This is a genomic window from Streptomyces sp. NPDC054047 (assembly GCF_055585065.1).
The window spans coordinates 243,701-270,690 of record NZ_JBVJKV010000009.1 but is presented as its reverse complement, the minus strand read 5'-3'; the positions used below and the strand labels follow the sequence as shown (position 1 = coordinate 270,690).

Sequence of the window (26,990 nt, the reverse complement as noted above, 5' to 3'; positions counted from 1 at the left end):
AGGGTGGGCGTCAGCTGGGGCGGGCCATCGCCTTGACGAAGGCGCGCTCCACATCGGTGGCGGAGAGCACTCCGTAGATCTCGCCTGAGGCCTCGACCACGAGGTACTCCGTGGCGGGCGTCGCCCGCAGGGTGTCCAGGAGCTCCTCGCCGGCGAGCTCGGCGGAGATCCGCATGCCTTCGGTGATGTCCTGGGCCAGGCCGCTGACGGTGACCCAGGGGCGGCGGTGCTCGGGCACGCCGACGATGGCCGCCTCGCGGACCACCGACATCGGGTCGCCGTCGGCGTCGACCACGACGAGGGCGCGGGCTCCGGCGTCGTTGGCGCGGCGCAGCGCCTCGGAGAGCGGGGTGTGGCTCTCCACGGGGACGGCGCGGCGGGTCAGGGCGCGGGCGCGGAGTTCGGGCAGGTGCTCGCGGAGGCGGGCCATGCGCAGGCTGTTGCCCGCGCCGGTCCAGATGATCGCGGCGAGGATCGCGGCGAGCAGGGCGTCGGTGACGGTGTCCATGCCGCCGATGTCCTGGGTCTCGCCGCCCAGCGCGCCGGACTGGTTGAGGATCGGCAGGCCGATCAGGACGGAGATGGCGAGCGCGCGGCCGACCCAGGCGGCGGCGACCGTGCCGCTCATGGGCTTGCCGGTGATCTTCCAGACGACGGCGCGGAGCATGCGGCCGCCGTCCAGGGGCAGGCCCGGCAGGAGGTTGAAGGCGGCGACGATGAGGTTCGAGATCATCAGCCCGGCGAGCAGGACGCCGGGCACGGTGCCGGGCTCGACGGCCTTCATGCCCGCGTAGAAGACGCCCGCGAGGACGAGGGAGAGCAGCGGCCCGACGAAGGCGAGGATGAACTCGCGTCCCGGTGTCTCGGACTCCTTCTCGATCTCCGAGACCCCGCCGAAGAACTGCAGCTGGATGCGGCGCACCGGCAGCTTGAAGCGCAGGGCGGCGACCGTGTGGGCCAGCTCGTGGACGAGCACGGAGGCGTAGAAGGCGACGGCGAAGAAGAGGGAGACCAGGTAGCGGGCGTTGCCCAGTTCGGGCAGGACGCGGTCGAGCTGGCCGCCGAAGACCCAGGTGATGAGGGCGGCGACGAGGAACCAGCTGGGCGCCACGTACACCGGCACGCCGAACGGCCGCCCCATGAGCAGCCCTCCCCCGGGGCCCTTCTGGCCCTTGGGCGGGGTCGCCTTCGGGGCGGGGCCGTGGCTGGCGTGCGCGTACTCGGGGTGCGTGTCCTGCGGGGTCTTCTCGGGCGTGTCCCGCGGAGCCTTCGTGAGGCGGTCGCCGGGCCGCGGGGGTTCGCCCGCGGGCCGCGGGGCCTCCTCGGGGGCCTGGGGCCGGACGGTGTCGTCGGCGCTGTCCGCGCCGGAGGGGCCGGAAGTGCCGGACGTGCCGGACGTGCCAGAAGTGCCGGACGTGCCCTCGGCGCCCTTCGCGCCCTCGGAACCGCCCTGCGCGGGCCTCGCCGAGTCCGCCGTGTCCACCGGACGTGGCGACTCCGGGTGGCCGGTGTCTTCTGGGGCATTCGGCCGTCGGCCGTCCGTCCCGTCGGACCGCGGCCTGCCGCTCCCGCCGCTCTCGTCCACGATGTCCCCTCGTTCGAAGCGTCCCTCGCCCCTGTCCGGCGCGGTACACGCACGATCATGCAGGGCGAGAGGGTCTGTCGTCGATGGTATGCGGCCGTTGTCGGTGGCGGGTCGTAGGGTCTGTCCTCATGGAAACAAGCACCGACGGTGGCGTGACGGCCGTGCGTCCGGCGTCCCTGTCGCCGTCGCGCGCCAGCGACTTCATGCAGTGCCCGCTGCTCTACCGGTTCCGGGTGATCGACAAGCTGCCGGAGAAGCCGAGCGAGGCGGCGACCCGCGGCACGCTGGTGCACGCCGTCCTGGAGCGGCTCTTCGACGCGCCCGCGGGCGAGCGGACCGCGCCGCGTGCCAAGGCCCTGATCCCGGGCCAGTGGGACCGCCTGCGCGAGGCCAAGCCGGAGCTGACGGAGCTGTTCGCCGACGACGAGCACGGTGAGCGGCTCACGCGCTGGCTGGCGGACGCGGAGAAGCTGGTCGAGCGGTGGTTCACCCTGGAGGACCCCACACGCCTGGAGCCCGCCGAGCGGGAGCTGTTCGTGCAGGCGGAGCTGGAGTCGGGCCTGAAGCTGCGCGGCATCATCGACCGCGTGGACGTGGCGCCCACCGGCGAGGTGCGGATCGTCGACTACAAGACGGGCAAGGCCCCCCGCCCCGAGTACTCCGAGGGCGCGCTCTTCCAGATGAAGTTCTACGCCCTGGTGGTGTGGCGCCTGAAGGGCGTGGTCCCGCGCCGCCTCCAGCTCGTCTATCTGGGCAGCGGGGACGTCATCACGTACGACCCCAGGATCGAGGACCTCGAGCAGGTCGAGCGGAAGCTGCACGCGCTGTGGGAGGCGATCACGCTCGCCACCGAGACGGGTGAGTGGCGGCCGCGGCCGACGAAGCTCTGCGGCTGGTGCGACCACCAGGCCGTATGTCCGGAATTCGGCGGGACTCCCCCGCCGTACCCCCTTGCGGTGAGGGTGCCCGAGTCCGAAGAGGGCACGCAGGGCAGAATGGCCCCGGGCTAGCGAAGGAGAGTTACGTGGCGATCCGTGTCCTACTGGTCGACGACCAGCCACTGCTGCGCACGGGGTTCCGGATGATTCTGGAGGCCGAGCAGGACGTCGCGGTCGTCGGCGAGGCCGGAGACGGCCTGCAGGCTCTCGACCAGGTGCGGGCGCTGCAGCCGGATGTGGTCCTGATGGACATCCGCATGCCGCGGATGGACGGCGTCGAGGCGACCCGGCAGATCACCGGTCCTGGCCGGGACGGCCCTGCGAAGGTCCTGGTCCTGACCACCTTCGACCTCGACGAGTACGTGGTGGAGGCGCTGCGCGCCGGTGCCAGCGGCTTCCTGCTCAAGGACGCCCCGGCGAACGAACTGGTGCAGGCGATCCGCGTGGTCGCGTCGGGCGAGGCGATGCTCGCGCCGAGCATCACGCGCAGGCTCCTCGACAAGTACGCGGGGCATCTGCCCTCGGGCGACGAGCCGGTGCCGGACACCCTGCACACGCTCACCGAGCGGGAGGTCGAGGTGCTCAAGCTGGTGGCGCGCGGCCTGTCGAACGCGGAGATCGCGGCGGACCTGTTCGTGAGCGAGACGACGGTCAAGACGCACGTGGGCCATGTGCTCACGAAGCTGGGGCTGCGCGACCGGGTGCAGGCGGCCGTGTACGCGTACGAGAGCGGTCTGGTGCGGCCGGGCGCCCAGTAGGAGGCAGTGCCGGCGCAGCCGGAAGAACGACGAAGGTGGCCGTCCCTCAAGGGGGCGGCCACCTTCGGTTGTCCGTGGGATCAGGCCTTGCTGAGCTCCCAGAAGCGGAACACGGTCGACGCGTCGAGGCACGACTCCACGCCGTACACGTCGTCGGAGATGACGGCGTACTGCTTGGCCTGCCACACCGGCAGGATCGGCAGCTCGTCGGCGACGATGTCCTGGAGCTTCGCGTAGTCCTCGTCGGTCCTGGTGCGGTCGGTCTCGCCCGCGGTGCCGGGGATGATCTTCCCGGTGATCTCGCTGTTCCGGTAGCTGTTGTCGAGGACGTTGCCCTTGCCGAAGAACGGCTGCGTGAAGTTGTCGGGGTCCGGGTAGTCCGGCACCCAGCCCTTGACGTAGACGCCGTACTTGCCGGACTTGATGTCCCGCTCGTACTGGCCGAATTCGATCGACTTCACGTCGGCGTCGAAGAGGCCGCTCGCGTTGAGCTGCTTGGCGATCGCCCTCAGCTCCTGGTCGGTCGCGGGGCCGTAGCGCGAGGGCGTGGACCAGAGCGTGAGCTTGACCTTGCCGCTCAGGCCCTCCTCACGCAGGGCGGCGGCGGCCTTGGAGCGCTGCGGGCGGGCGCCGTAGGTGTCGAAGAAGGCGGTGTTGTGGCCGCCGATCCCGGCCGGGACGATCGAGTACAGCGGCGTGGCCGTGTCCCGGTAGACGTCCTTGACCAGGGCGTCCCGGTCGAGCAGGTACGCCATGGCCTTGCGGACGCCCAGCTTGCCGGCGACCGGGTCCTTCATGTTGAAGACCAGGTGCTGCACCTCGGCGCTCGTGCCCTCGACGACGTCGATGTTCTGGCTCTTGTCGGAGGTGTCCTGCTCGATGTCCGCGATGTCGTTGGCGGCGAGGCCTCGGTAGGCGATGTCGATCTGGTCGTCCAGGAGCGCCTTCTTCAGGCCCTTCTGGTCGTCGTGGAAGAACTTGAGGGTGACGCCCTTGTTCTTCACCTTGGCGGTGCCCTTGTAGTCGGGGTTGACCGAGAACACCGCCTGCTCCTTGCCGAAGGAGTCGAGCTTGTACGGTCCCGAACCCGTGGCCTCGCCGTCCCCGCGCAGGCCGTCCATGTCGTACGACGCGTGGTCGACGATGGAACCGGCGCCGGAGGCGATCTTGCTGGGGAAGGTCGCGTCGGCGTACTTGAGCTTGAAGACGACCTTCTTGGAGTTCGGCGTCTCGACGCTGTCGAGCATCGGGAACATGATCGCCGGGCCGGCCTCGTCGTTGATCTTCATCATGCGGTCGAAGGAGAACTTGACGTCCTTCGAGGTCAGCGCGTTGCCGTTGCTGAACTTCAGTCCGTCGCGCAGCGTGCACGAGAAGACCTTGGTCTCCGTGTCCGTGAAGCCGCACTCCTTGGCGGCCTCGGGCTCCGGCTCCGTGGCCCCGTTCGGGAAGCTCATCAGGGACTGGAAGACGTTGTTGAACAGGAGCCACGACCCGGGGTCGTAGCCGGACGCCGGGTCGGTGGCCAGGACGTCGTCCGACATCCCCATCACCACCGAGTCGCCGTCCTCCCCCGCTCCGCCCGTTTCCGTACCGCAGCCGGTCAGCAGGGCGGCGGCCAGCCCTCCCGTGAGGGGAAGGGCCAGCCACTGGTTACGCAATTTCACGAACGTGCCTTGTCGTTGTTGTCCATCGGTGGAGCGAAGCCCGGCGGTTCCGTGTGCCGGTGTGCGCGGAGGTCAGCCGCTCACACCGCGGCCGAGCTCCCACAGCTGCAGGTTCGAGGAGGAGTTGAGGGCCCACTCGACACCCGTGATGTCGTCGCGGGCGGCGATGTACTGCTTGCCCTGCCAGAGGGGAAGCACCGGCACGTCCTCGGCGACGATGTCCTGGATCTTCTTGATGCTCTTGGAGGCGGTGAGCCGGTCCGCCTCACGGCGCGAGTGCGGGAGCAGCTCGTCGTTGATGGTGCTGTTCACGTACGGCGAGCCGAGGATGTTGTCCTTGTCCAGGAACGGCGTGAGGAAGTTGTCGGCGTCGGGGAAGTCGGGGAACCAGCCCATCCCGTAGACGTCGTACGCGCCCTTCTGCTCGGCGGGGCGGAAGGTGTTCCAGTCGGTGCCCTTGATGGACACGTCGAACAGGCCGCTCGCGTTGAGCTGCTTCTGCAGGACCTGGAACTCCTTCTTGGTGCCCGGGCCGTAGTGGTCCGTCGTGTAGTGCAGGGTGAGCTTCACCGGGGTGCTGATGTCGGCCTTCTGGAGCACGGTTCGGGCCTTGGCCGTGCTCGGGTTGCCGTACTGGTTGAAGAACGAGTTGGTGTGGCCCGTGATCGTGGCCGGCACCAGGGAGTAGAGCGGCTCGGCCGCGTCGCCGTAGACGCCGGACGCGAGGGCGCCGCGGTCGATGAGCTGCGCCATCGCCTGGCGGACCGCCTTGGACTTGACGGTGGTGGCGTCCGTGTTGAAGCCGAGGTAGCGGATCTCCAGGCCGGGCGTCTCGACCAGCTCGATGTTGTTGCCCGGGTCCGCGTCGAGCTGCTTGATCTGCTCGGGCGACATGGTGCGCGTCATCATGTCGAGGTCGCCGCTCTTGAGGGCCTCGCCCATGGCGTCGGCGGACTCGTAGGTGCGCATCTCGATCTTGTCGCTCTTGGGCTTCAACACGCCCTTGTAGTTGGGGTTCTTGGAGAACACCGTCTTGACGAGGTCGTTGCCCTCGACCTCTTGCTTGGCCGTGTAGGGGCCCGAGCCGTCCAGGTCGAAGCCGTCGCGCAGCTTGTTCTTGGCGTAGTGGTCCGAGCTGATGATGCCCGCGATGGGCGTGGCCAGCTTGTACGGGAACGTCGCGTCGGGGCTCTTGAGGTGGAAGACGACACCCCGGTCCCCCTTGGTCTCGATCGCGTCGACGTTGGACACCATGCCGGCGGAGCCGCTGGGGTCCTTGATCTTGATGTCCCGCACCCGCTCGATGGAGAACTTCACATCGGTGGCGGTCAGCGGCTCGCCGTCGGCGAACGTCAGGCCCTTGCGCAGCGTGCACTCGTAGCGCTCGTTGCCGGTGTCGGTGAAGCCGCATCTCTCGGCGGCGTCGGGCTCCGGCTCGCCGCCGCCGCGCGGAGCGGCCATCAGCGTCTGGACCGTCTGGCGCACGACGTTCCAGGAACCCGCGTCATAGGCGTACGCCGGGTCGAAGGGGGCCGGGATCTCGGGTGAGGTGGAGAACCGGTCCGTGGTGCCGACGGTGATCGCGTCGCCTCCCCCGCCGTCGCCCGCCCCGCCGCACGCCGCGAGCGCGGGAGCGAGCAGACCTATGACGGCCGGCAGCACCAAAGTCTTACGGTTCATGCTCGTCGTTCTCCAGAGCTGTTGGTCCCGTCCGGACCGGCAACGAGGGGTGGGGGAAGTCGGTCCGTGGGGGCAGGGCGATGTTCTCGCGACGACATTAGTCCGCACCACCAGGAGGGCCGGAAGGTACCGGAGTTGACCCTCAATCACGCAGCGAAACCGGGCGCGGACGCACCGATAACCCGACACGGGAAGGTTTCGTCAGGTTCCCCTCAATCGGGACACAACGCCACTCCACAACTCACACAAATCGGAGGCCCGGCACAGCCGTGACCGACTGTCGACCCCCTATGAAGTGGGAAAGGTCACATCTTCAACTGTTCAGCGCTTTTCAGCCATCAGACCGTGCAGGAAGGGCAGGTTGACGTGTTCGAGGGACGGGACGACGGTCCTGCCGGACGCCGCGGCGATGGGCGCGACGGAGGGTACGGCCACGACCCGGCAGCCCGCGGCCTCGGCCGCCGCGACGCCGGTCGCGGTGTCCTCGATGACGGCACATCTGGCCGGTTCCGCGCCGACCCCGGCCGCCGCGAGGAGGTACGGGTCGGGGTGCGGCTTGGTCCGGGTCACCTCGTCGCCCGCGACCGTGAGCGCGAAGTGGTGGGCCCCGATCGACTCGAGCACCCGGTCGATGATGCGCCGGTGCGACGCGGAGACCAGTGCCATCGGCACCTCGTGCGCCGCGAGTTCGGCCAGCAGCCTGGCGGCGCCCGGCATCAGCGGCAGGGCGCGGCCGATGCGGTTCTCGAAGCCGTCGTTGAGCAGCACGGTCAGCTCGGGGACCGTGATGTCGGCGCCGGTGGACGCGATGAGGAAGCCGGCGCTGCGCGTCATGGGACCGCCGACGACGACGTCACGCCAGGCCTCGTCGAGCGTATGTCCGAGTGCGGCGAAGACCTCGACCTCCGCGTCCCACCAGAACCCCTCGGTGTCCACGAGTGTTCCGTCCATGTCGAGGAGCACCGCCTGCAGGGCGGAGCCTTCGGCCGTTCGGGTACCGAGCGCGGGAACCGTACTGGTCATCCGGGCACACCTCCATGAGGGACGAGAAGGCCGGCTGCTCCCTTTTGACGGGGGAACAACCGGCCTGCGCTGGACCGACAAGTGTACGACTTGACCGCTTAGCGCGCGTTGAAGTATTTCGCCTCGGGGTGGTGGATGACGATCGCGTCCGTGGACTGCTCCGGGTGGAGCTGGAACTCCTCGGAGAGCTGCACGCCGATCCGCTCCGGCTCCAGGAGCTCGGCGATCTTCGCGCGGTCCTCCAGGTCGGGGCAGGCGCCGTAGCCGAGCGAGAAGCGCGCACCGCGGTACTTCAGGTCGAACATGTCCTCGACGGCGTCGGGGTCCTCGCCCCCGAAGCCCAGCTCGGCGCGGACACGCGCGTGCCAGTACTCGGCGAGCGCCTCGGCCAACTGCACGGACAGGCCGTGCAGTTCGAGGTAGTCGCGGTAGGAGTCGGCGGCGAACAGCTCGGCCGTGGCCTCGCCGATCTTCGAGCCGACGGTGACGACCTGCAGGCCGACCACGTCGGTCTCCCCCGACTCCTCCGGGCGGAAGAAGTCCGCCAGGCACAGGCGCCGTCCACGGCGCTGGCGCGGGAAGGAGAAGCGGGTGCGCTCGTTGCCCTGGTCGTCCAGGATGATCAGGTCGTCGCCCTTGGAGACACAGGGGAAGTAGCCGTAGACGACGGCCGCCTCCAGCATGTTCTTGGTGTGCAGCTCGTCCAGCCAGCCGCGCAGGTGGGGGCGTCCCTCGGTCTCGACGAGCTCCTCGTAGGTGGGCCCGTCGCCCTTGCGGGCCTGCTTGAGGCCCCACTGGCCCTTGAACAGGGCGCCCTCGTCCAGCCAGGAGGCGTACTCCTTGAGCTGGATGCCCTTGACGACGCGGGTGCCCCAGAACGGCGGGGTGGGCACGGGGTTGTCGACGGAGGTGTCCGAACGGGCGGGGCCCTCGTCCTCGGTGACCTCCACGACGGGGGTGTCCCGCTTGGGCACGCGGCGCTGCTTCAGCTCGGGGAGGGTGGCGCCGGGGACTCCGCGCTTGACCGCGATGAGGGCGTCCATCAGGCGCAGGCCCTCGAACGCGTCGCGGGCGTAGCGGACCTCGCCCTCGTAGATCTCGTGCAGGTCCTGCTCGACGTAAGCCCGGGTGAGTGCCGCGCCGCCCAGGATCACCGGGAAGTCCGCGGCCATCTTGCGCTGGTTGAGCTCCTCCAGGTTCTCCTTCATGATCACGGTCGACTTGACCAGGAGGCCCGACATGCCGATCACGTCGGCGCTGTGCTCGGCCGCGGCGTCCAGGATGGCGGCGACCGGCTGCTTGATACCGAGGTTGACCACGTTGTAGCCGTTGTTGGACAGGATGATGTCGACGAGGTTCTTGCCGATGTCGTGGACGTCGCCGCGCACGGTGGCAAGGACGATGGTGCCCTTGCCCTCGGAGTCCGACTTCTCCATGTGCGGCTCCAGGTGGGCCACCGCGGTCTTCATCACCTCGGCGGACTGCAGCACGAACGGCAGCTGCATCTGGCCGGACCCGAAGAGCTCGCCGACGACCTTCATGCCCTCGAGCAGGGTGTCGTTGACGATGTCGAGCGCCGGGCGGGTCTGAAGGGCCTCGTCCAGGTCGGCCTCCAGCCCCTTCTTCTCGCCGTCGATGATGCGGCGCTGGAGACGCTCGTCCAGCGGGAGGGCCAGGAGTTCCTCGGCCTTGCCCTCCTTCATCGACTTCATGTTGACGCCCTCGAACAGCTCCATGAGCTTCTGGAGGGGGTCGTAGCCCTCGGCGCGGCGGTCGTAGATCAGGTCGTGGGCCGCCTTGACCTGCTCCTCGTCCAGGCGCGCGATCGGCAGGATCTTGGAGGCGTGCACGATCGCCGAGTCCAGGCCCGCCTTGACGCACTCGTCCAGGAAGACGGAGTTCAGCACGACGCGGGCGGCCGGGTTGAGGCCGAAGGAGATGTTCGACAGGCCCAGGGTGGTCTGCACGTCCGGGTGGCGGCGCTTGAGCTCGCGGATCGCCTCGATGGTGGCGATGCCGTCCTTGCGGGACTCCTCCTGGCCGGTGCAGATGGTGAAGGTCAGGGTGTCGATGAGGATGTCGGCCTCATGGATGCCCCAGTTGCCGGTCAGGTCGTCGATCAGGCGCTCGGCGATGGCCACCTTGTGCTCGACGGTGCGGGCCTGGCCCTCCTCGTCGATGGTCAGCGCGATCAGCGCGGCACCGTGCTCCTTGGCAAGGGCGGTGACCTTCGCGAACCGGGACTCGGGGCCGTCCCCGTCCTCGTAGTTGACCGAGTTGATGACCGCACGGCCGCCCAGCTTCTCCAACCCGGCCTGGATGACCGGCAGTTCGGTGGAGTCCAGGACGATCGGCAGGGTGGAGGCGGTGGCGAACCGGCCGGCCAGCTCGGCCATGTCCGCGACGCCGTCGCGGCCGACGTAGTCGACGCACAGGTCGAGCATGTGGGCGCCCTCGCGGATCTGGTCGCGGGCCATCTCCACACAGTCGTCCCAGCGGCCCTCCAGCATGGCCTCGCGGAACTTCTTCGAGCCGTTGGCGTTCGTCCGCTCGCCGATCGCCATGTAGGCGGTGTCCTGGCGGAACGGCACGGTCTGGTAGAGCGAGGCGGCGCCCGGCTCGGGGTGCGGCTCGCGGCGGGTGGTCTGCACGCCGCGCACCCGCTCCACCACCTGGCGCAGGTGCTCGGGCGTGGTGCCGCAGCAGCCGCCGACCAGGGACAGGCCGTACTCACGGACGAAGGTCTCCTGGGCGTCGGCCAGCTCCGCCTCGGTCAGCGGGTAGTGGGCGCCGTTCTTGCCGAGGACCGGCAGGCCCGCGTTGGGCATGCAGGAGATCGGCACGCGCGAGTGGCGGGCCAGGTAGCGCAGGTGCTCGCTCATCTCGGCCGGGCCCGTGGCGCAGTTCAGGCCGATCATGTCGATGCCCAGCGGCTCCAGCGCGGTGAGCGCCGCGCCGATCTCCGACCCGAGCAGCATCGTGCCGGTGGTCTCCACGGTCACCGAGCAGATCAGCGGCAGGTTGGTGCCGGTGGCCTCCAGGGCGCGGCGGGCGCCCAGGATCGCGGACTTGGTCTGCAGCAGGTCCTGGGTGGTCTCCACCAGGAGGGCGTCGGCGCCGCCGGCGATCATGCCTTCGGCGTTGATCTGGTAGGCGTCGCGCAGCGTCGTGTACGGGGCGTGGCCCAGGGTCGGCAGCTTGGTGCCCGGACCCATCGAGCCGAGCACCCAGCGCTGCTGGCCGGTCTTCTCGGTGAACTCGTCGGCCACCTCGCGGGCGATGCGGGCACCGGCCTCGGAGAGCTCGAAGTTCCGCTCCGGGATGTCGTACTCGCTCAGGGCCGCGAAGTTCGTGCCGAACGTGTTCGTCTCCACGCAGTCGACCCCGACCGCGAAGTACTCCTCGTGGACCGAGCGGACGATGTCCGGGCGGGTCACGTTAAGGATCTCGTTACAGCCCTCGAGGTTCTGGAAGTCCTCGAGCGTGGGGTCCTGTGCCTGGAGCATCGTGCCCATCGCACCGTCGGCCACCACCACCCGGGTGGCTAGGGCTTCACGGAGGGCATCGGCTCGGGTTCCCTGCGAGGAACCGGACGAGGGGTTAGGCAACGAGGCCATGAAAGAGCTCCCTGAGGTGCGACGGCTGTCGGCTTTGCGCTTCGGTGGAAGGCGCACTCGGTCAGGGTAGCGGGACGAAGGTCCACAGCGTGCGAGTGTTCACGAGCCGGACGCCCGGCCCTGTCGGCGGTTCCTGTGAGGGCGTGTGGTGCGGGGCGCGATGGAGAGACGGCGAGAAACGGCGGGAAGCGGCGAGCAACGACGAGAAACGGCGAGAAACACCGCCTGCCGCTCTGTCGCGGGAGGTCGACAACGACCGATAGTGTTCAGCATTGTCGAACGTTGGAGTCAGAGGGGACGGAGGAAGGGGCTGCGATGGCACGGAACATCCAGTCGCTCGAGCGGGCGGCCGCGATGCTGCGGCTGCTCGCGGGCGGAGAGCGACGGCTGGGCCTCTCGGAGATCGCGTCCGCCCTTGGCCTCGCCAAGGGCACGGCCCACGGCATTCTGCGCACCCTGCAGGCGGAGGGATTCGTCGAGCAGGACTCCGCGTCGGGCCGCTATCAGCTGGGCGCCGAACTGCTGCGCCTGGGCAACAGCTACCTGGACGTGCACGAGCTGCGGGCCCGCGCCCTGGTGTGGACCGACGACCTGGCCCGCTCCAGCGGCGAGAGCGTCTACCTCGGCGTGCTGCACCAGCAGGGCGTCCTGATCGTGCACCACGTCTTCCGGCCCGACGACAGCCGCCAGGTCCTGGAGGTCGGGGCGATGCAGCCGCTGCACTCCACGGCCCTGGGCAAGGTGCTCGCCGCCTACGACCCCGTGGCGCACAGCGAGGCCGCCGAGGCCGACTGGCAGACCTTCACCACGCGCACCGTCGTGGACCCCGAAGCCTTCGAGGACATCCTCGGCGTGACCCGCGCCCGCGGGTACGCCGCCGACGTCGAGGAGACCTGGGAGGGCATCGCCTCCGTGGCCGCCCCCATCCACGACCGGCGCCGCATGCCGGTCGGTGCGGTCGGCATCACCGGCGCGGTGGAACGGGTGCAGAAGGACGGGGAGCTGCGGCCCGATCTGATCGCGGCCGTACGGGACTGCGCCCGCGCCGTGTCGCGGGACCTGGGCGCCGGGCGCTTCTAGCCCTGCGCCGCCCCTCTCCTGCCCGCCCCTCCTGCCCTCCGCCGCACCTCCGCCGCCCTCCACCGTCTACGCCACATGCCCCCTGCTCAACATGCAGGGGGCACTCTTCTGCGCGACCATCGATGCACGTGTTTCACCCCGTGGCGACTCCTGCCGCTATCGATAACCCGGAACGATCAATAACGATCGTGTTTTCAATAACAGAGCTCTTGACGGGCAAGTAACCCCGGGGTGAGACTCGCGTCCATCGGTCGGCATTGTCGAACACCTACCGGCATTACGCGCTAGAGTGTGACAAGGCCAAGGGCCGGCAACGACCTCACCTGAGGTCGCGAACCACCGGTGGGACCCGGGGTTCGCCTTCCCCTGGACGAAGGACAAAGGAGTCGCGGGTGTCCAGCTCCGACATCTTCATCGGCGAGACCATCGGTACCGCCATACTCATCCTGCTCGGCGGCGGCGTGTGCGCCGCCGTCACGCTCAAGGCCTCGAAGGCCAAGGACGCAGGCTGGCTCGCGATCACCTTCGGGTGGGGCTTCGCGGTGCTGACCGGCGCCTACCTGGCGGGTGGCGTGTCAGGCGCCCACCTCAACCCGGCGGTCACCGTCGGGCTCGCCATCGAGGGCGGCACCAAGTGGAGCGACGTTCCGCTCTACCTCGGTTCGCAGCTGCTCGGCGCGATCATCGGCGCGATCCTGGTCTGGCTCACGTACATGGGCCAGTTCAAGGCGCACCTCACCGACCCGTCGATCCTCGCGGCGCAGCCGGCCGACGAGGGCCTCGTCGACCAGAAGGCCGCGCCCAAGGCCGGTCCGGTGCTCGGCATCTTCTCGACCGGTCCCGAGATCCGGAACTACGCGCAGAACGTGCTGACCGAGGTCATCGCGACCGTCGTGCTGGTTCTCGCCATCCTCACCCAGGGCCTGAACGACAACGGCAACGGCATCGGCGTCCTCGGTGCGCTGATCACCGCGCTCGTCGTCGTCGGCATCGGTCTCTCGCTCGGTGGCCCCACGGGCTACGCGATCAACCCGGTCCGTGACCTGGGTCCGCGCATCGTGCACTCCCTGCTCCCGCTGCCCAACAAGGGCGGCTCGGACTGGACCTACGCATGGGTGCCGATCGTCGGCCCGCTGATCGGCGGCGCCATCGCGGGCGGTATCTACAACATCGCGTTCAAGTAGGACCGCGACAGATACCGACGACCGCCCGAGACAGACCGCCGAGCAAGAAATCAGGAGCACACCGTGACCACGGACGCACACACCGCCGGCCCCTTCATCGCGGCCATCGACCAGGGCACCACCTCGAGCCGCTGCATCGTCTTCGACAAGGACGGCCGGATCGTCTCGGTCGACCAGAAGGAGCACGAGCAGATCTTCCCGAAGCCGGGCTGGGTCGAGCACGACGCGAGCGAGATCTGGACGAACGTCCAGGAGGTCGTCGCCAGCGCCATCTCCAAGGCCGGCATCACCCACGAGGACATCAAGGCGATCGGCATCACCAACCAGCGTGAGACCACGCTGCTCTGGGACAAGAACACCGGCGAGCCGGTGCACAACGCCATCGTCTGGCAGGACACCCGCACCGACGCCCTGTGCAAGGAGCTCGGCCGCAACGTCGGCCAGGACCGCTTCCGCCGTGAGACGGGCCTGCCGCTCGCCAGCTACTTCGCCGGTCCCAAGGCCCGCTGGCTGCTCGACAACGTCGAGGGCCTGCGCGAGCGCGCCGAGGCGGGCGACATCCTCTTCGGCACCATGGACTCCTGGGTCATCTGGAACCTGACGGGCGGTGTGAACGGCGGCCGGCACGTCACCGACGTCACCAACGCCTCCCGCACCATGCTGATGAACCTGCACACCATGAAGTGGGACGAGAAGATCGCCGAGTCCATCGGCGTCCCGATGTCGATGCTCCCCGAGATCCGCTCCTCCGCCGAGGTCTACGGCGAGGTCACCGGCGGCAAGCTCGGCGACATCCTGGGCGGCATCCCCGTCGCCTCCGCGCTCGGCGACCAGCAGGCCGCCCTCTTCGGGCAGACCTGTTTCGCCAAGGGCGAGGCCAAGTCGACGTACGGCACCGGCACCTTCATGCTGATGAACACCGGTGAGTCGGCCATCAACTCCTACTCGGGCCTGCTGACCACCGTCGGCTACCAGATCGGCGACCAGAAGCCGGTCTACGCCCTCGAGGGCTCCATCGCCGTCACCGGTTCGCTGGTGCAGTGGATGCGCGACCAGATGGGCCTGATCAACTCCGCCGCCGAGATCGAGACGCTCGCGTCGTCGGTCGAGGACAACGGCGGTGCCTACTTCGTACCGGCCTTCTCCGGCCTCTTCGCCCCGTACTGGCGTTCCGACGCCCGCGGTGTGATCGCCGGTCTCACCCGGTACGTCACCAAGGCGCACATCGCGCGCGCCGTCCTGGAGGCCACGGCCTGGCAGACCCGTGAGATCACCGACGCCATGACGAAGGACTCCGGCGTCGAGCTCACGGCCCTCAAGGTCGACGGCGGCATGACCTCCAACAACCTGCTGATGCAGACGCTCTCGAACTTCCTCGACGCGCCGGTGGTGCGCCCGATGGTGGCCGAGACGACCTGCCTCGGCGCCGCCTACGCCGCCGGCCTCGCCGTCGGCTTCTGGTCCGGCACCGACGAACTGCGCGCCAACTGGCGCCGGGCGGCGGAGTGGACCCCCCGCATGGACGCGGACACCCGCGCCCGTGAGTACAAGAGCTGGCTCAAGGCCGTCGAGCGGACCATGGGCTGGATCGAGGACGAGGAGTAAAGACATGACCACCCTGCAGAGCGTCCCTGCCCTCGGGACGCATCCGGCTGCCGGTTCCAACCCGAGCCGCGCCGAGACCCGGGAGCAGCTTTCCAAGGCGACGTACGACCTCCTGGTGATCGGCGGCGGAATCCTGGGCATCTCCACCGCCTGGCATGCCGCGCAGTCGGGACTGCGGGTGGCTCTGGTGGACGCCGGTGACTTCGCCGGCGCCACCTCCTCCGCCTCCTCCAAGCTTCTCCACGGCGGTCTGCGCTACCTGCAGACCGGCGCGGTGAAGCTGGTCGCGGAGAACCACTTCGAGCGTCGCGCGGTGTCGCGCCAGGTGGCCCCCCACCTGGCGAACCCGCTCACCTTCTACCTGCCCGTCTACAAGGGCGGCCCGCACGGCGCCGCCAAGCTGGGCGCGGGCGTCTTCGCCTACTCGGCGCTCTCCGCCTTCGGCGACGGCGTCGGCCACCTGCTCAGCCCCTCGAAGGCCGCGCAGGACGTGCCGGAGCTGCGCACGGACAACCTCAAGGCCGTCGCCGTGTACGGCGACGACCAGATGAACGACTCGCGCATGGCCCTGATGACGGTCCGCGCGGCGGTCGAGGCCGGCGCCGCCGTCCTCAACCACGCCGAGGTCACGGGCCTGCGCTTCACCAAGGGCCGGGTCACGGGCGCGGAGCTCAAGGACCGCATGGACGGCACCGAGTTCGGCGTCGACGCCCGCCTGGTGCTGAACGCGACCGGACCGTGGGTCGACCACCTGCGCAAGATGGAGAACCCCGACGCGGCCCCCTCCATCCGCCTCTCCAAGGGCGCGCACCTGGTCCTCAAGCGCACCGCCCCCTGGAAGGCCGCGCTGGCCACGCCGATCGACAAGTACCGCATCACGTTCGCCCTGCCCTGGGAGGACATGCTCCTGCTCGGCACGACCGACGAGGAGTTCGAGGGCGACCCGGCGGACGTCAAGGTCACCGAGGCCGACACCGCGCAGATCCTGGACGAGGCCGCGTTCTCCATCCGCGACCAGCAGCTGTCCCGCGATCTGATCACGTACTCCTTCGCGGGCCTGCGCGTGCTGCCCGGCGGCCCCGGCGACACCTCCAAGGCCAAGCGCGAGACGGTCGTCACCGAGGGCGCGCGCGGCATGCTCTCCGTCGCGGGCGGCAAGTGGACGACCTTCCGCCACATCGGCCGTACGGTGATGAAGAAGCTGGAGTCGCTGCCGGGCCACCCGCTGGGCGACGACTACGAGCCGATCTCGCAGCTCCAGAAGCGGCTGCCGCTGCCCGGCATCGCCAACCCGCGCGCGGTCGCCCACCGGCTGCTCGTCGACGGTCCGGCGCCCGGCCCGCGCATGGCCGCCGACACCGCCAAGCACCTGGCGACGCACTACGGCTCGCTCTCCTTCGACATCGCCCGCCTTGCGAACGAGAACCCGGCGCTGGCCGAGCGCGTCTCGCCGGACGCCCCGGAGATCTGGGCGCAGGTCGTCTACGCCCGCGACCACGAGTGGGCCGAGACGGCGGACGACGTCCTTCGCCGCCGTACGACGCTGACGATCCGCGGCCTGGCCACGGACGACGTCCGCGCCAAGGTCCAGGACGTGCTCGACGGCAAGTAGTCGCACCTGGTCACGTGCTGAAGGGCGGCTCCCCGCGGGGAGCCGCCCTTCGGCGTTCGCGGGGCGGCGCGTCCCGGTGCGCCGCCATGCCGCGTACATACGCGTGCAATACGGCACCGGGAGAGTGGGACCATGAAGTTCCAGGTCCTGTCGATCATCGGCCATGCGCCGCACCCCCTGACCGGCCAACTCGCCACGTCCGCCGACCGGTTGGCCGACGTCATCGAGGTCGGCGTGGCCGCCGAGCGGCTCGGCTACGACGCGTACGCCGTGGGCGAGCGGCACGCGGGCGCCTTCCTGTCGTCCAGCCCGACGGTCGTGCTCGGCGCGCTCGCCGCACGCACCACGCGCATCAAACTGCTCACCGGCGTCACCGTCGTGGCGATCCTCGACCCGGTTCGGGTCGCCGAGGACTACGCGACGCTCGATCAGATCTCGCGCGGCCGGATCGAGTTGGTGATCGGCAAGGGTGCGGAGGCCGGGCACTTCGACCTCTTCGGGCTCGACGAGGAGCGGCAGTGGGATCTGCAGAAGGAGAAGTACGAGCTGCTCCGCCGTCTGTGGAGCGAGGAGAACGTCGACTGGGAGGGCGAGTTCAGGCCCGCCCTGAAGGACGTGACGACGGTGCCGCGCCCGTACGCGGGCCCGCCGCGCATCTGGCACGGCTCGGCGACCTCCCTCAACTCCCCCGATCTGGCGGCCAAGCACGGTGACCCGCTCTTCACCGCCAACGCCATCCAGCCGCGTGCCGCGTACGCCAGGCTGATCGCGCACTACCGCGAGCGGTTCGAGGAGTACGGGCACGATCCGGCGGACGCCCGGGTGGCGGCCGGCTCGGGCGGCCTCCTCATCGCGGACTCCGCGGAGCAGGCGGTCTCGCGCTACCGCGAGCTGTACGAGGCGAAGGTGCGCCAGACCTTCAGGCCACATCTGGAGGGGAAGGCGGGCTACAACACCCCCTTCCGCACCATCGAGGACGCGATCGCCGACGGGCCGCAGCTCATCGGCTCCCCGCAGCAGATCATCGACAAGATCCTGGGCTACCACGAGGTGTACGGGCACGACCTGCAGTCCATCACCGTGGACGGCTTCGGCCTGGAGCGGGGCGAACAGATCGAGACGCTCCAGCGGTTCGCCGAGGAGGTCGCGCCGGTGGTGCGCGAGGCGGCGCCGTCCACGCTGTGGGACACCGTGTGACGGGTCCGGGCCGCGGGCTACGATCCGAAGACATCCCTGACCTGCCCTGGAGTGATCGATGACCCTCCTGACGACCTGGCCGGAGTCCGGCCCCGAGACCGTCGTACGCCGCACCACGGACCCCGCGGAGATCGCCGCCGCGCTCGCGCCCGTCGGCGTGCGCTACGAGCAGTGGCCGGTGCGCGAGGACGTGCCCGCCGACGCCGACAGCGACACCGTCTTCGCCGCGTACCGCACGGAGATCGCCCAGCTCAACGCCGAAGAGGGCTTCCAGACGGTCGACGTGGTCGCGCTGCACCCCAGCGACGACCCCGAGTGGCCCGAGAAGGCCAAGGCGGCCCGGCAGAAGTTCCTCGCCGAGCACACGCACGACGACGATGACGAGGTGCGGTTCTTCGTCGCCGGCTCGGGGATCTTCTATCTGCACGTGGCCGGCGAAGTGCACGCGGTCTACTGCGAGAAGGGCGACCTGCTCGGGGTGCCGCGCGGCACGACGCACTGGTTCGACATGGGCACCTCCCCCGCGTTCACGGCGATCCGCTTCTTCCACGAGGAGGACGGCTGGATCGGCACGTTCACGGGCAGCCCGATCGCCGACCGCTTCCCGGACTTCGACGCGATCCACGCGGGATACACGGAGAACGTGGCGTGAGCGTCGGGTTCGACGCGAACTCCGTGGACGCGGTGGTGCTCGACATCGAGGGCACCACGAGCGCCACGGGGTTCGTGGTGGATGTGCTGTACCCCTACGCACGCGAGCGCTTCGGTGCGCTGCTCGCCTCGCGGGGCGATGAGCCGGAGGTGGCGCGGGCGGTCGCACAGGTGCGGGAGCTCGCGGGCGAGCCGGACGCGGACGCCGTTCAGGTCGAGAAGATCCTGGGCGCATGGGTCGACGCCGATCGCAAGGCGACGCCTCTGAAGACGCTCCAGGGGATTCTCTGGGCGGAGGGCTTCGCGCGGGGCGAGCTGGTCTCGCACTTCTACCCCGAGGTGATCGACGTGCTGCGGAGCTGGGCGGCGGACGGGACACGGTTGTACGTGTACTCGTCCGGGTCCGTCGCGGCGCAGCGGGCCTGGTTCACGTACTCGCCCGAGGGTTCCCTGCTGGAGCTCGTGCGTGGCTTCTACGACACCGAGAACGCGGGCCCCAAGCAGGAGCCGGACTCCTACCGGAGCATTTCGGCCGCGATCGGCGTCCCCGCCGGGCGCACGCTCTTCCTCTCCGACCGGCTCGGGGAGCTGGACGCGGCGCGGGACGCCGGGTGGCTGACCGTGGGGGTACGGCGGGCCGGGGAGCCCTACTTCGCCGCCGGGGTCGGCGGGCATCCGGAGGCTGCGGCCTTCGACGAGATCAGCCTTGTCAGGAACTAGGAGCATGCGATGAGTGAGACCACTGCCGCCCTCGACCTGGAGGAGGCGGGCGCCGTCCTCGCGGCCGAGGCCGCGCGCTTCGCCTCGTTCGGATGGATGCGGGGTACGTCCGGGAACCTGTCCGTGGTCCTCTCGCGTACGCCGCTTCAGCTGGCGGTGACGGCGAGCGGGCGCGACAAGGGTGAACTCACGTCCTCGGACGTGGTGTTGACGGACGCGTCCGGCGCCGCGCTGGGCGCGGGGCGCCCCTCCGCGGAGGCGGCGCTGCACGCGCGGGTGGCCGCGCTGACCGGGGCCGGGGCCGTGGTGCATGTGCACACCGTCGCTTCGGTGGCCATGGGGCATCGGAAGCCGGGGGGTGTGGCGTTCTCGGACCTGGAGATGCTGAAGGGGCTCGGGCACGGGACGCACGAGGTCGCCGTGACGCTGCCGGTGATCGAGAACAGCCAGGACATGGCGGTGCTGGGGGATCGGCTGGAGGCTGCGCTCTCGCCGGGGATGCCGGCGGTGGTCGTCGCCGGGCACGGGCTCTATGTCTGGGGGGCGAACCCTCGGGAGGCGCGGCATCGCACGGAGGTCGTGGAGTGGCTGCTGGAGTTGGAGCTGACGCGGGGCTAGTTTTTCCCCAACCCCGCCCCTTCCCACAAACCCGCTCGGCGCGGGGGCCTTGGTTGCCGTCATCACCGGCTTCGCCGAGTTCGTCCTCAAACGCCGGACGGGCTGGAGGTCCAGCCCTCCGGCAACTCCCCCGCAGCGACCTCCAGCACGCCCCGCTCCGTCACCAACCCCGTCACCAGCGAACCCGGCGTCACGTCGAAGGCCGGGTTGTGGCCGCGCGAGTTCGCCGGAGCGGTGCGGACTCCCGCCCACTCCAACACCTCGTCCTCACCCCGCAGTTCGATGTGGATCTCAGCACCCGTCGCCGTCGCGAGATCCACCGTCGTCGTGGGCGCGGCCACCACGAACGGGATTCCCGCGTACGCGCACGCCAGCGCGATCCCCACCGTGCCGACCTTGTTGGCCGTGTCGCCGTTCGCCGCGATCCGGTCCGCGCCGACGATCGCCGCGTCCACCTCGCCCCGCAGGATCGTGCCCGCCGCCGCGCCGTCCGCCTGGACGAAGTGCGGGATTCCCTCCTGGGCCAGCTCCCACGCGGTGAGCCGCGCGCCCTGGAGCAGGGGGCGGGTCTCGTCGGCGTACACCGTCTCCAGGCGTCCGCGGCCGTGCAGTTCGCGGATGACGCCCAGCGCCGTGCCCCAGCCCGCCGTGGCGAGCGCACCCGTGTTGCAGTGGGTGAGAATCCGCAGCGGGCGGTCCGCGGCCACGCGCTTCAGGAGCCAGTCGGCCCCGAACGCGCCCATCGCGTGGTTCGCCTCCAGGTCCTCCCGCACGATCGCGTCCGCCTCGGCGAGGACCGCGGGCAGACCCGCGTCGATGAGCGGCGCGACCCGGTCCACGCACACCATCAGGTTCACGGCGGTGGGCCGCGCCGCCCGCACCCGCGCGACCTCCGCGTCCAGGCGTGCCCGGTCCCAGCCCTCGCGCTCGCCCTGCGCCATGGCGAGCGCGACGCCGTAGCCGCCGGCCGCGCCGATCGCGGGAGCGCCGCGGACCACGAGCCGCACGATCGCGTCGATCAGCTGGTCGACGGTGGTGACGTCGAGGCGCTCCAGCGCGTGCGGGAGCGCGGTCTGGTCGATGAGGGAGAGGGAGGGCGCGGCGCCCTCCGCGGCCGCCGTCCACGTGACAGCGCGCAGGTCTTGGCTGCTCATGTGCTCAACTCCGGGAAAATAGGGGCGTTTCAGGCCATGCGGGGAGGGGTGCCGTCACCGTACCTGACGTGCTCGAACCATATTTCGAGACGTGCGGGCGGCTGTCCGAAATCCGGTGTTACTCTCACCGCCACCCAGGACGGATCGACCCACGGTGCGAGGAGGACGGCCATGAAGACCCAGCGGATCGCTGGCTCCGTGCGCCGCCCCGCCGTGACCGACGACAGGCGAATGTGCCGCTGCCGTCGCTGTTGTCGCTGTCGCTGTTGTCGCTGAGCGACACCGCTTCGCACGTCCGACCCTCCCCGCCACCGCCTGGGCTCCCAGGCTCCTTCGAGAAGGCGCTCCCGTATGTCCCTGCGCATGCCGCTTCGCATATCCCGTCGTACGTCCCTTCGGCTGTCCTCGCTCGCGGTCGGCGCCGCCCTGCTCGCCACCGGCTGCAACGCGGCGGCGAAGAAGGGCGGTTCGGACGGTGCCGAGGGAGCCAAGGCGTTCACGCTCGTCACGCCCGACCCGGTGGCCCAGAACGAGTTCCTCAAGCTGGCCGTCAGCGGGGTGAAGTCGGCGGCGAAGGCGCAGGGCGCCGGGGAGCCGAAGGTCTTCCAGAGCAGCGACACCTCCTCGCAGCAGCAGAACGTGCAGTCGGCCGTGGACTCCGCGCCCGACGTCATCGCACTCGTCGGCTTCGAGTTCGCCGACATCGCCGCCCAGCAGGCCGAGGCGCACCCGAAGCAGCAGTTCCTGCTGGTCGACGCGTGCACGAAGAAAGCGTTCAAGAACGTCACGTGCGCGGTCTTCCGCGAGCACGAGGCGGTGTACCTCGCGGGCGCCGAGGCCGGGCTGCTCACCAAGAGCAAGAAGGTCGGCGCCGTCGACGTCCTCGACAACGCGCAGTTCCGCCGCTACAGCGAGCCGTTCGCGGCCGGTGCGAAGAAGGTGCGGTCGGGGGTCAAGGCCCGCACGCTCTTCGTCGGCGGGCAGTCCCCGTTCAATGACGCGGCGCGCGCCAAGGACCAGGCGGCGACGCTCGGCTCGGGCGGGGTCGACCAGGTGATGGCGGCCGCGGCGGGCGGCAACACCGGTGTCTTCCAGGCGGCGAAGGACAAGGGCTTCGAGGCGTACGGCGTCGACGCGAACCAGTGCCTGGGCAGCCCGGGGGTCGTCGTCGACAACGTACTGAAGAAGACCGATGTGGCCGTCGAGGAGGGCATCGCGCAGATCCTGAAGGGCAAGGGCGGCACCACGGTGTCGTACGGCCTCAAGGAGGGCGGCATGTCGCTGACCGGCCTCGAGCCGGGCGTCGCGGACTCCAAGTGCCTGATCGCCGACCACAAGGACGTACTGAAGCGCGTCGAGTCGCTGCGGGACGAGATCGTCGCCGGGAAGCTGAAGGTCAATGACCCGGCGGCCTGAGCCCTCCACCGCCGCCCCCGCCGTCGAACTCCGCGGCATCACCAAGGAGTTCCCCGGCACCCTCGCCAACGACCGGGTGGACCTGACCGTCGCGCGCGGTGAGATCCATGCGCTGATGGGCGAGAACGGCGCGGGCAAGTCGACGCTGATGTCCGTCCTCTACGGGCTGCAACGGCCGGACGCCGGGCAGATCCTGCTCGACGGTCGCGAGGTTGCGTTCGCGAGCCCCAGCGAGGCGATCGCGGCGGGCCTTGGCATGGTGCACCAGAGCTTCAAGCTCTTCCCGTCCTTCACGGTCGCCGAGAACGTCGTGTACGCCGCCGAGCCGCGCCGTTTCGGCTTGGTGGACCGGGCTCAGGCGCTGCGGCGGGTGGGTGCGCTCGCCGAGGAGCACGGCCTCGCGGTGGACCCGGCGGCGAAGGTCGGGGACCTGCCGGTGGGGGTGCGCCAGCGCGTGGAGATCCTCAAGCTCCTCCACCGCGGCGCTCGTACGCTGATCCTCGACGAGCCGACGGCGGTCCTGACCCCGTCGGAGGCCGATGCCCTGTTCGGTGTGCTGCGCTCCCTCGCGGACGACGGGTGCACGGTCCTCCTCGTCACGCACAAGCTGCGCGAGGTGATGGAGGGCAGCGACGCGGTGACGGTCCTGCGGGACGGCCGGGTCGCGGCGCGCATGCGGACCGCCGACACCAGCGCGGACGGGATCGCCGCGGCGATGACGGGGCGTGCGGTGGAGCTGGACCGCGTGCATCCGGCGGGCGTGCCGGGCGGCGAGGTCCTTTCGGTCGATTCCCTGTCGACGGACGCGGTGCGCGGGGTCACGCTCTCGGTCCGCGCGGGCGAGATCGTGGGCGTCGCGGGAGTCGCGGGCAACGGTCAGAGTGAACTGGTCGAGGCGATCGCGGGGTTGCGTCCGCTCTCCTGGGGGCGGGTCACGCTCGCCGGGCAGGACATCACGGACGCGTCGGCCGCGGATCGCCGCGCGGCGGGGCTCGCCTACGTCCCCGAGGACCGCGTGGCGGTCGGCACGGCGCCGGCCGCGACGGTCGCGGAGAACCTGGCGATGGGCCACCACCGGGGCCACGGCCTGCTGCGTCCGTCCTGGCTGCGCGAGCACGCACGTGTCCTGATCGAGCGCTTCGGCATCAAGGCGGCCTCGACCCGTCACACGGCGGGCTCGCTGTCGGGCGGCAATCTCCAGAAACTGGTGATCGGCCGCGAACTCGCCCACGACTCCCCCCTGTTGATCGTCGAGCAGCCCACCCGGGGTGTCGACATCGGCGCCATCCAGACCATCCACGACCAGCTGATCGCCCACCGGGACGCGGGCCACGCGGTCCTCCTGGTCTCCGCCGAACTGAGCGAGATCCGCGGCCTGTCGGACCGTGTCCTGGTGATGTACGAGGGCCGGGTGGCCGCGGAGTTCGCCCGCGAGGACGCGGACGAGCGAGCACTCGGCCTCGCCATGGCGGGCGGCGCGGCCACCGCGGCCAAGGACGCCATGGCTGCCGGAACCGGCACAGCGGGCGCCACGAACGGGCCCGACGCCGGACCGCCGGCCGCCGCCCCGACCCCCGCCGCGACTTCGGCGGCTCCGGGAGCGGCTCCGGCAGCCCCGGCCGATTCCGGCGACACCGTCCCGCCTCCCCGCGAGAGCGACGATCCCGCCCCCGTGAAGGAGGCACCCTGATGGCCGCCGACACCCCCGGCACCGCCGGGGCCGTCGCCGCGCGCGTGCTGCGCGCGCCCGCCCTGCACTCCGTCGTCGCCGCCGTTCTCGTCGGGGCGCTCTTCCTCCTCGGCACCGGGGCCGATCCCCTCGGGGCGTACGGCTCCGTGGTGACCGGTGCGCTCGGGCCCGACGGCATCGGGTCCACGCTCACCACCGGGACCGGCATCATCGGGCTCGCCCTGGCGCTCGCGATCCCCATGCGGGCGGGGCTGCTCAACCTCGGCGGGGACGGGCAGCTGGTGCTCGGCGGGATCGCCGCGGCGGTGACCGGGCTCTACTCGCCGCTGCCCGCGCCGCTGACCGTCGTCGCCGCGCTGCTCGCGGGGATGGCGGCCGGTGCCGCCTACGCCGCGCTCGCCGCGGTGTGCCAGAACCGGTTCGGGGTGCCGCTGCTCGTCAGCAGTCTGCTGCTCGGGTATCCGGCGATGTCCTTCGCCTCCTACCTCGCGCGCTTCCCGCTCAAGGAGGACGGGTCGAGCCTTCCGCAGACCCGGCGGATGCCCGAGGGGGTCGAGCTGCCCGCCTTCGGGTCGTCGACCGTCACCGTCGGGCTGCTCCTCGTGGCCGTAGCGGTCGCCGTCTTCGTGTTCGCCGACGCCCGGACCGCCACCGGCTACGAGATCCGCATGACGGGGCTCAATCCGCGCTTCGCCGCGTACGCGGGGGTCGACAGGCCCCGGCTCACGCTGCGGCTCATGGCGCTCTCCGGCGCGGTGGCGGGTCTCGTCGGCGCCATCGGGGTGCTGAGTTTCCCCTATCGCTTCATCGACGGGTCGCTCACCGCGGCCGGGCACACCTGGACCGGCCTGACGGCCGCGCTCCTCGCCGCCGCGGCACCCCTCGGGACCGCCCTCGCGGCACTGTTCTTCGCGGCGCTCGAAGTGGGCGGGCTGGCGATGGAGCGGACCACCGAGGTGCCGCGCGAGCTGACGCAGGTCCTCCAGGCCGTCGTCATCGTCTTCCTGGCGGCCCGGCTCAACCTGACGTGGCGACGGGCCGGGAAGAAGCCCACCGCCGAGATCGAAGTGAAGGAAGTGAGCGTGCGATGAGCATCGACTCCGCGCTGTTCCACTCGGCGCTCCTCGCCCTCACCCCGATCCTCCTCGCCGCACTCGGCGGCGCGATCTGCGAGCGCGCGGGCGTCTTCAACATCGGCCTCGAAGGCATGATGCTGATCGGCTGCTTCAGCGGCGTGGCGGGCAGCTGGTTCACCGGGAGCGCCTGGCTCGGCGTCCTGTTCGCCGCCCTCGCCTCTGCGGCGTACTCGATGATCCTGGCCGTCGGGACGATCTCGCTGCGCGGGGACGCCGTGGTGCTCGGCGTCGCGCTCAACCTCCTGGCGGTCGGCCTGACCGGGTTCCTGCTGCGTACGGTCTTCGGCGTGCAGGGCACCTTCTCCGACCCGGAGCTGGCCGGACTCGGCGGCATCGACATCCCCTTCGTCGGGGCGGTGTTCTCCGGGCACTCCGCGCTCGTGTACCTCTCGTGGGCCGCCGTCGCCGTGGCCGCGGTGTTCCTGGCCCGCCACCCGTGGGGCCTTCGGCTGCGCGGCGTGGGCGAGGCTCCCGACGCGGCGGCGACGCTGGGGGTCAGCCCCGCCAAGTATCAGTACGCGGCCGTCCTGACGTCAGGCGTCCTGTGCGGCCTCGCGGGAGCCCAACTCGCCCTGGGCAACGTCACGTTGTTCTCCGAGAACATGACCGCAGGGCGTGGCTGGATCGCCGTGGTGGCCGTGATGCTGGGCCGCGCCCTGCCGCTCGGCGTCCTGCTCGCCGGACTGCTCTTCGGCATCGCGGAGGCCGTCGGTTTCCGCCTCCAGGGGCTCGGCATGCCGCAGCAGGCGACCGACGCCGCGCCGTATGTGGTGACATTGGCCGCCCTCTTCCTTTCCACGGCGCGCAGGCGCCGCCGCAAGTCGACGCCCCTGGCAGGAGCATCCTCATGACGACCGACGCCCGTACGCCCACCGACGCGCTGCCCATCACCCGCGTCCCCCGCACCGGCCTGCCCACCCGCGCGGTCGTCGTCGGCGACCCGGCGCGCGCCACCGCCGTCGCCGATCTCCTGGACGACGCGAAGGAGGTGTCGTACCACCGCGAGTACCGCACCTTCACCGGCAGTTGGCAGGGCACCGAGGTCGTCGTCGCCTCGCACGGCGTCGGCGCCCCCGGCGCGATCCTGCTCTTCCAGGAGCTGGCGGAGGCGGGCGTCACCACCATCCTGCGGCTCGGCACGGCGGGCGCGATCCGCCCCGGCATCCACGACGGCGACCTGGTCATCGCGGACGCGGCGGTGCGCGACGACGGCGTGACCCAGCAGCTGATCCCCGCCGAGTACCCGGCGTTCGCCACTCCGGAGGCGGTCATCGCGCTCCAGCGCGCGGCCCGCGCGGCCGAAGCGCCGTACCACCGGGGTGTGGTGTGGACGCGGGCCGCGTTCCAGCCGGGCTTCCTGCCGCTGCCCGGCGAGGCGTACGCGGCCGCCGGGATCGCGGCCATCGAGATGGAGCTCTCGGCGCTGTACGTCTTCGCGTCCACGCACGGCCTCGTCGCGGGCGGCGCGCTCGTCGTGGACGGCGCCAACGCCGATGAACTCGTCGACGAAGCAGCCCCTTTTTCGACAGGCGGCTACAACCCGCACCGGAACGTGGTGGCCGAAGGAGTCGACCGGGGCGCCCGGATAGCCTTGGACGCTCTGCGGCTCCTGGCCGCCACGGAGCACTGAGCAGCCACCCGAACGACCTTGTGGAGAAC

Annotated in this window: 21 protein-coding genes; 15 read left to right on the top strand and 6 right to left on the bottom strand. The window is 70.5% G+C overall.

Translation table 11 applies throughout. The features are described from left to right. Positions 1–10 precede the first annotated feature (10 nt). Positions 11–1,585 carry a site-2 protease family protein gene (locus ACZ6ZP_RS29885; RefSeq protein WP_361463145.1) on the bottom strand — a complete coding sequence of 525 codons (1,575 nt, stop codon included), beginning with the start codon at positions 1,583–1,585 and terminating at the stop codon, positions 11–13. Positions 1,586–1,713: 128 nt separating this feature from the next. On the opposite strand from ACZ6ZP_RS29885, the gene ACZ6ZP_RS29880 reads away from it, so the two are divergent. Both ACZ6ZP_RS29880 and ACZ6ZP_RS29875 read left to right on the top strand, forming a co-directional pair. Further along, on the top strand, positions 1,714–2,595 hold the full coding sequence (locus ACZ6ZP_RS29880) for a RecB family exonuclease (protein ID WP_383818123.1): 882 nt from the start codon (positions 1,714–1,716) through the stop codon (positions 2,593–2,595). A gap of 14 nt (positions 2,596–2,609) precedes the next feature. Continuing rightward, positions 2,610–3,281, top strand: coding sequence for a response regulator (locus ACZ6ZP_RS29875; RefSeq protein ID WP_135332738.1), 672 nt, complete (start codon positions 2,610–2,612; stop codon positions 3,279–3,281). An 80-nt stretch (positions 3,282–3,361) separates the two neighbouring features. Here ACZ6ZP_RS29875 and ACZ6ZP_RS29870 read toward each other — a convergent pair whose 3' ends face one another. From ACZ6ZP_RS29870 to metH, 4 genes are all read right to left on the bottom strand, one after another. Next, positions 3,362–4,948 (bottom strand): ABC transporter substrate-binding protein, encoded by a 1,587-nt coding sequence (locus ACZ6ZP_RS29870; protein WP_351164997.1) that lies wholly within the window; start codon positions 4,946–4,948, stop codon positions 3,362–3,364. Between the two features lie 72 nt (positions 4,949–5,020). Beyond that, the gene (locus tag ACZ6ZP_RS29865) at positions 5,021–6,628 is read right to left on the bottom strand and encodes an ABC transporter substrate-binding protein (RefSeq protein WP_361463139.1); all 1,608 of its coding nucleotides are present in this window, start codon (positions 6,626–6,628) and stop codon (positions 5,021–5,023) included. 321 nt (positions 6,629–6,949) lie between these two features. Continuing rightward, positions 6,950–7,651 (bottom strand): HAD family phosphatase, encoded by a 702-nt coding sequence (locus ACZ6ZP_RS29860; protein ID WP_351165000.1) that lies wholly within the window; start codon positions 7,649–7,651, stop codon positions 6,950–6,952. 98 nt (positions 7,652–7,749) lie between these two features. Beyond that, positions 7,750–11,268, bottom strand: coding sequence for a methionine synthase (gene metH / locus ACZ6ZP_RS29855; protein WP_361463135.1), 3,519 nt, complete (start codon positions 11,266–11,268; stop codon positions 7,750–7,752). Positions 11,269–11,583: 315 nt separating this feature from the next. On the opposite strand from metH, the gene ACZ6ZP_RS29850 reads away from it, so the two are divergent. The 8 genes from ACZ6ZP_RS29850 (at position 11,584) to mtnB (ending at position 19,935) form a co-directional block, all read left to right on the top strand. After that, on the top strand, positions 11,584–12,348 hold the full coding sequence (locus tag ACZ6ZP_RS29850; RefSeq protein ID WP_351165002.1) for an IclR family transcriptional regulator: 765 nt from the start codon (positions 11,584–11,586) through the stop codon (positions 12,346–12,348). Between the two features lie 392 nt (positions 12,349–12,740). Next, a complete protein-coding gene (locus tag ACZ6ZP_RS29845; protein ID WP_351165003.1) occupies positions 12,741–13,532 on the top strand; it encodes an MIP/aquaporin family protein in 792 nt (263 codons plus the stop codon). Between the two features lie 63 nt (positions 13,533–13,595). Continuing rightward, positions 13,596–15,137, top strand: coding sequence for a glycerol kinase GlpK (gene glpK / locus ACZ6ZP_RS29840; RefSeq protein ID WP_351165004.1), 1,542 nt, complete (start codon positions 13,596–13,598; stop codon positions 15,135–15,137). Positions 15,138–15,141: 4 nt separating this feature from the next. Beyond that, complete coding sequence (locus tag ACZ6ZP_RS29835; RefSeq protein ID WP_351165005.1) at positions 15,142–16,749, top strand: glycerol-3-phosphate dehydrogenase/oxidase; 1,608 nt, start codon at positions 15,142–15,144, stop codon at positions 16,747–16,749. Positions 16,750–16,881: 132 nt separating this feature from the next. Further along, positions 16,882–17,946, top strand: coding sequence for an LLM class flavin-dependent oxidoreductase (locus ACZ6ZP_RS29830; protein WP_351165006.1), 1,065 nt, complete (start codon positions 16,882–16,884; stop codon positions 17,944–17,946). Positions 17,947–18,004: 58 nt separating this feature from the next. Continuing rightward, on the top strand, positions 18,005–18,598 hold the full coding sequence (locus tag ACZ6ZP_RS29825; RefSeq protein WP_361463124.1) for a 1,2-dihydroxy-3-keto-5-methylthiopentene dioxygenase: 594 nt from the start codon (positions 18,005–18,007) through the stop codon (positions 18,596–18,598). Beyond that, a complete protein-coding gene (mtnC, locus tag ACZ6ZP_RS29820) occupies positions 18,595–19,317 on the top strand; it encodes an acireductone synthase (RefSeq protein ID WP_469409026.1) in 723 nt (240 codons plus the stop codon). The genes ACZ6ZP_RS29825 and mtnC overlap by 4 nt, the downstream gene beginning before the upstream one ends. Positions 19,318–19,326: 9 nt before the next feature. Then, positions 19,327–19,935, top strand: coding sequence for a methylthioribulose 1-phosphate dehydratase (gene mtnB / locus ACZ6ZP_RS29815; RefSeq protein WP_351165009.1), 609 nt, complete (start codon positions 19,327–19,329; stop codon positions 19,933–19,935). Positions 19,936–20,021: 86 nt separating this feature from the next. Here mtnB and mtnA read toward each other — a convergent pair whose 3' ends face one another. Then, complete coding sequence (mtnA, locus tag ACZ6ZP_RS29810; protein ID WP_469409025.1) at positions 20,022–21,089, bottom strand: S-methyl-5-thioribose-1-phosphate isomerase; 1,068 nt, start codon at positions 21,087–21,089, stop codon at positions 20,022–20,024. Positions 21,090–21,452: 363 nt separating this feature from the next. On the opposite strand from mtnA, the gene ACZ6ZP_RS29805 reads away from it, so the two are divergent. Genes ACZ6ZP_RS29805 through ACZ6ZP_RS29785 form a run of 5 tightly spaced genes read left to right on the top strand, consistent with a single transcriptional unit; the run spans position 21,453 to position 26,961 of the window. Beyond that, positions 21,453–22,505: a BMP family ABC transporter substrate-binding protein gene (locus tag ACZ6ZP_RS29805; protein WP_361463117.1), complete on the top strand. Its 1,053-nt coding sequence runs from the start codon at positions 21,453–21,455 to the stop codon at positions 22,503–22,505. Then, a complete protein-coding gene (locus ACZ6ZP_RS29800) occupies positions 22,489–24,195 on the top strand; it encodes an ABC transporter ATP-binding protein (protein ID WP_469409024.1) in 1,707 nt (568 codons plus the stop codon). Before ACZ6ZP_RS29805 ends, ACZ6ZP_RS29800 begins: the two co-directional genes overlap by 17 nt. Further along, positions 24,195–25,286: an ABC transporter permease gene (locus ACZ6ZP_RS29795; RefSeq protein WP_366464615.1), complete on the top strand. Its 1,092-nt coding sequence runs from the start codon at positions 24,195–24,197 to the stop codon at positions 25,284–25,286. Before ACZ6ZP_RS29800 ends, ACZ6ZP_RS29795 begins: the two co-directional genes overlap by 1 nt. Next, positions 25,283–26,182, top strand: coding sequence for an ABC transporter permease (locus tag ACZ6ZP_RS29790; protein WP_351165015.1), 900 nt, complete (start codon positions 25,283–25,285; stop codon positions 26,180–26,182). Before ACZ6ZP_RS29795 ends, ACZ6ZP_RS29790 begins: the two co-directional genes overlap by 4 nt. Then, the gene (locus tag ACZ6ZP_RS29785; protein WP_361463108.1) at positions 26,179–26,961 is read left to right on the top strand and encodes a phosphorylase family protein; all 783 of its coding nucleotides are present in this window, start codon (positions 26,179–26,181) and stop codon (positions 26,959–26,961) included. Before ACZ6ZP_RS29790 ends, ACZ6ZP_RS29785 begins: the two co-directional genes overlap by 4 nt. Positions 26,962–26,990: the final 29 nt, after the last annotated feature.

Coding starts and splice junctions, on each gene's coding strand:
- metH (WP_361463135.1), bottom strand. CDS start 11,268: ATGGCCTCGTTGCCTAACCCCTCGTCCGGTTCCTCGCAGGGAACCCGA.
- ACZ6ZP_RS29805 (WP_361463117.1), top strand. CDS start 21,453: ATGCCGCTTCGCATATCCCGTCGTACGTCCCTTCGGCTGTCCTCGCTC.
- mtnA (WP_469409025.1), bottom strand. CDS start 21,089: ATGAGCAGCCAAGACCTGCGCGCTGTCACGTGGACGGCGGCCGCGGAG.
- ACZ6ZP_RS29785 (WP_361463108.1), top strand. CDS start 26,179: ATGACGACCGACGCCCGTACGCCCACCGACGCGCTGCCCATCACCCGC.
- ACZ6ZP_RS29880 (WP_383818123.1), top strand. CDS start 1,714: ATGGAAACAAGCACCGACGGTGGCGTGACGGCCGTGCGTCCGGCGTCC.
- ACZ6ZP_RS29825 (WP_361463124.1), top strand. CDS start 18,005: ATGACCCTCCTGACGACCTGGCCGGAGTCCGGCCCCGAGACCGTCGTA.
- ACZ6ZP_RS29865 (WP_361463139.1), bottom strand. CDS start 6,628: ATGAACCGTAAGACTTTGGTGCTGCCGGCCGTCATAGGTCTGCTCGCT.
- ACZ6ZP_RS29850 (WP_351165002.1), top strand. CDS start 11,584: ATGGCACGGAACATCCAGTCGCTCGAGCGGGCGGCCGCGATGCTGCGG.
- ACZ6ZP_RS29860 (WP_351165000.1), bottom strand. CDS start 7,651: ATGACCAGTACGGTTCCCGCGCTCGGTACCCGAACGGCCGAAGGCTCC.
- ACZ6ZP_RS29790 (WP_351165015.1), top strand. CDS start 25,283: ATGAGCATCGACTCCGCGCTGTTCCACTCGGCGCTCCTCGCCCTCACC.
- ACZ6ZP_RS29830 (WP_351165006.1), top strand. CDS start 16,882: ATGAAGTTCCAGGTCCTGTCGATCATCGGCCATGCGCCGCACCCCCTG.
- ACZ6ZP_RS29835 (WP_351165005.1), top strand. CDS start 15,142: ATGACCACCCTGCAGAGCGTCCCTGCCCTCGGGACGCATCCGGCTGCC.
- mtnB (WP_351165009.1), top strand. CDS start 19,327: ATGAGTGAGACCACTGCCGCCCTCGACCTGGAGGAGGCGGGCGCCGTC.
- ACZ6ZP_RS29800 (WP_469409024.1), top strand. CDS start 22,489: ATGACCCGGCGGCCTGAGCCCTCCACCGCCGCCCCCGCCGTCGAACTC.
- ACZ6ZP_RS29795 (WP_366464615.1), top strand. CDS start 24,195: ATGGCCGCCGACACCCCCGGCACCGCCGGGGCCGTCGCCGCGCGCGTG.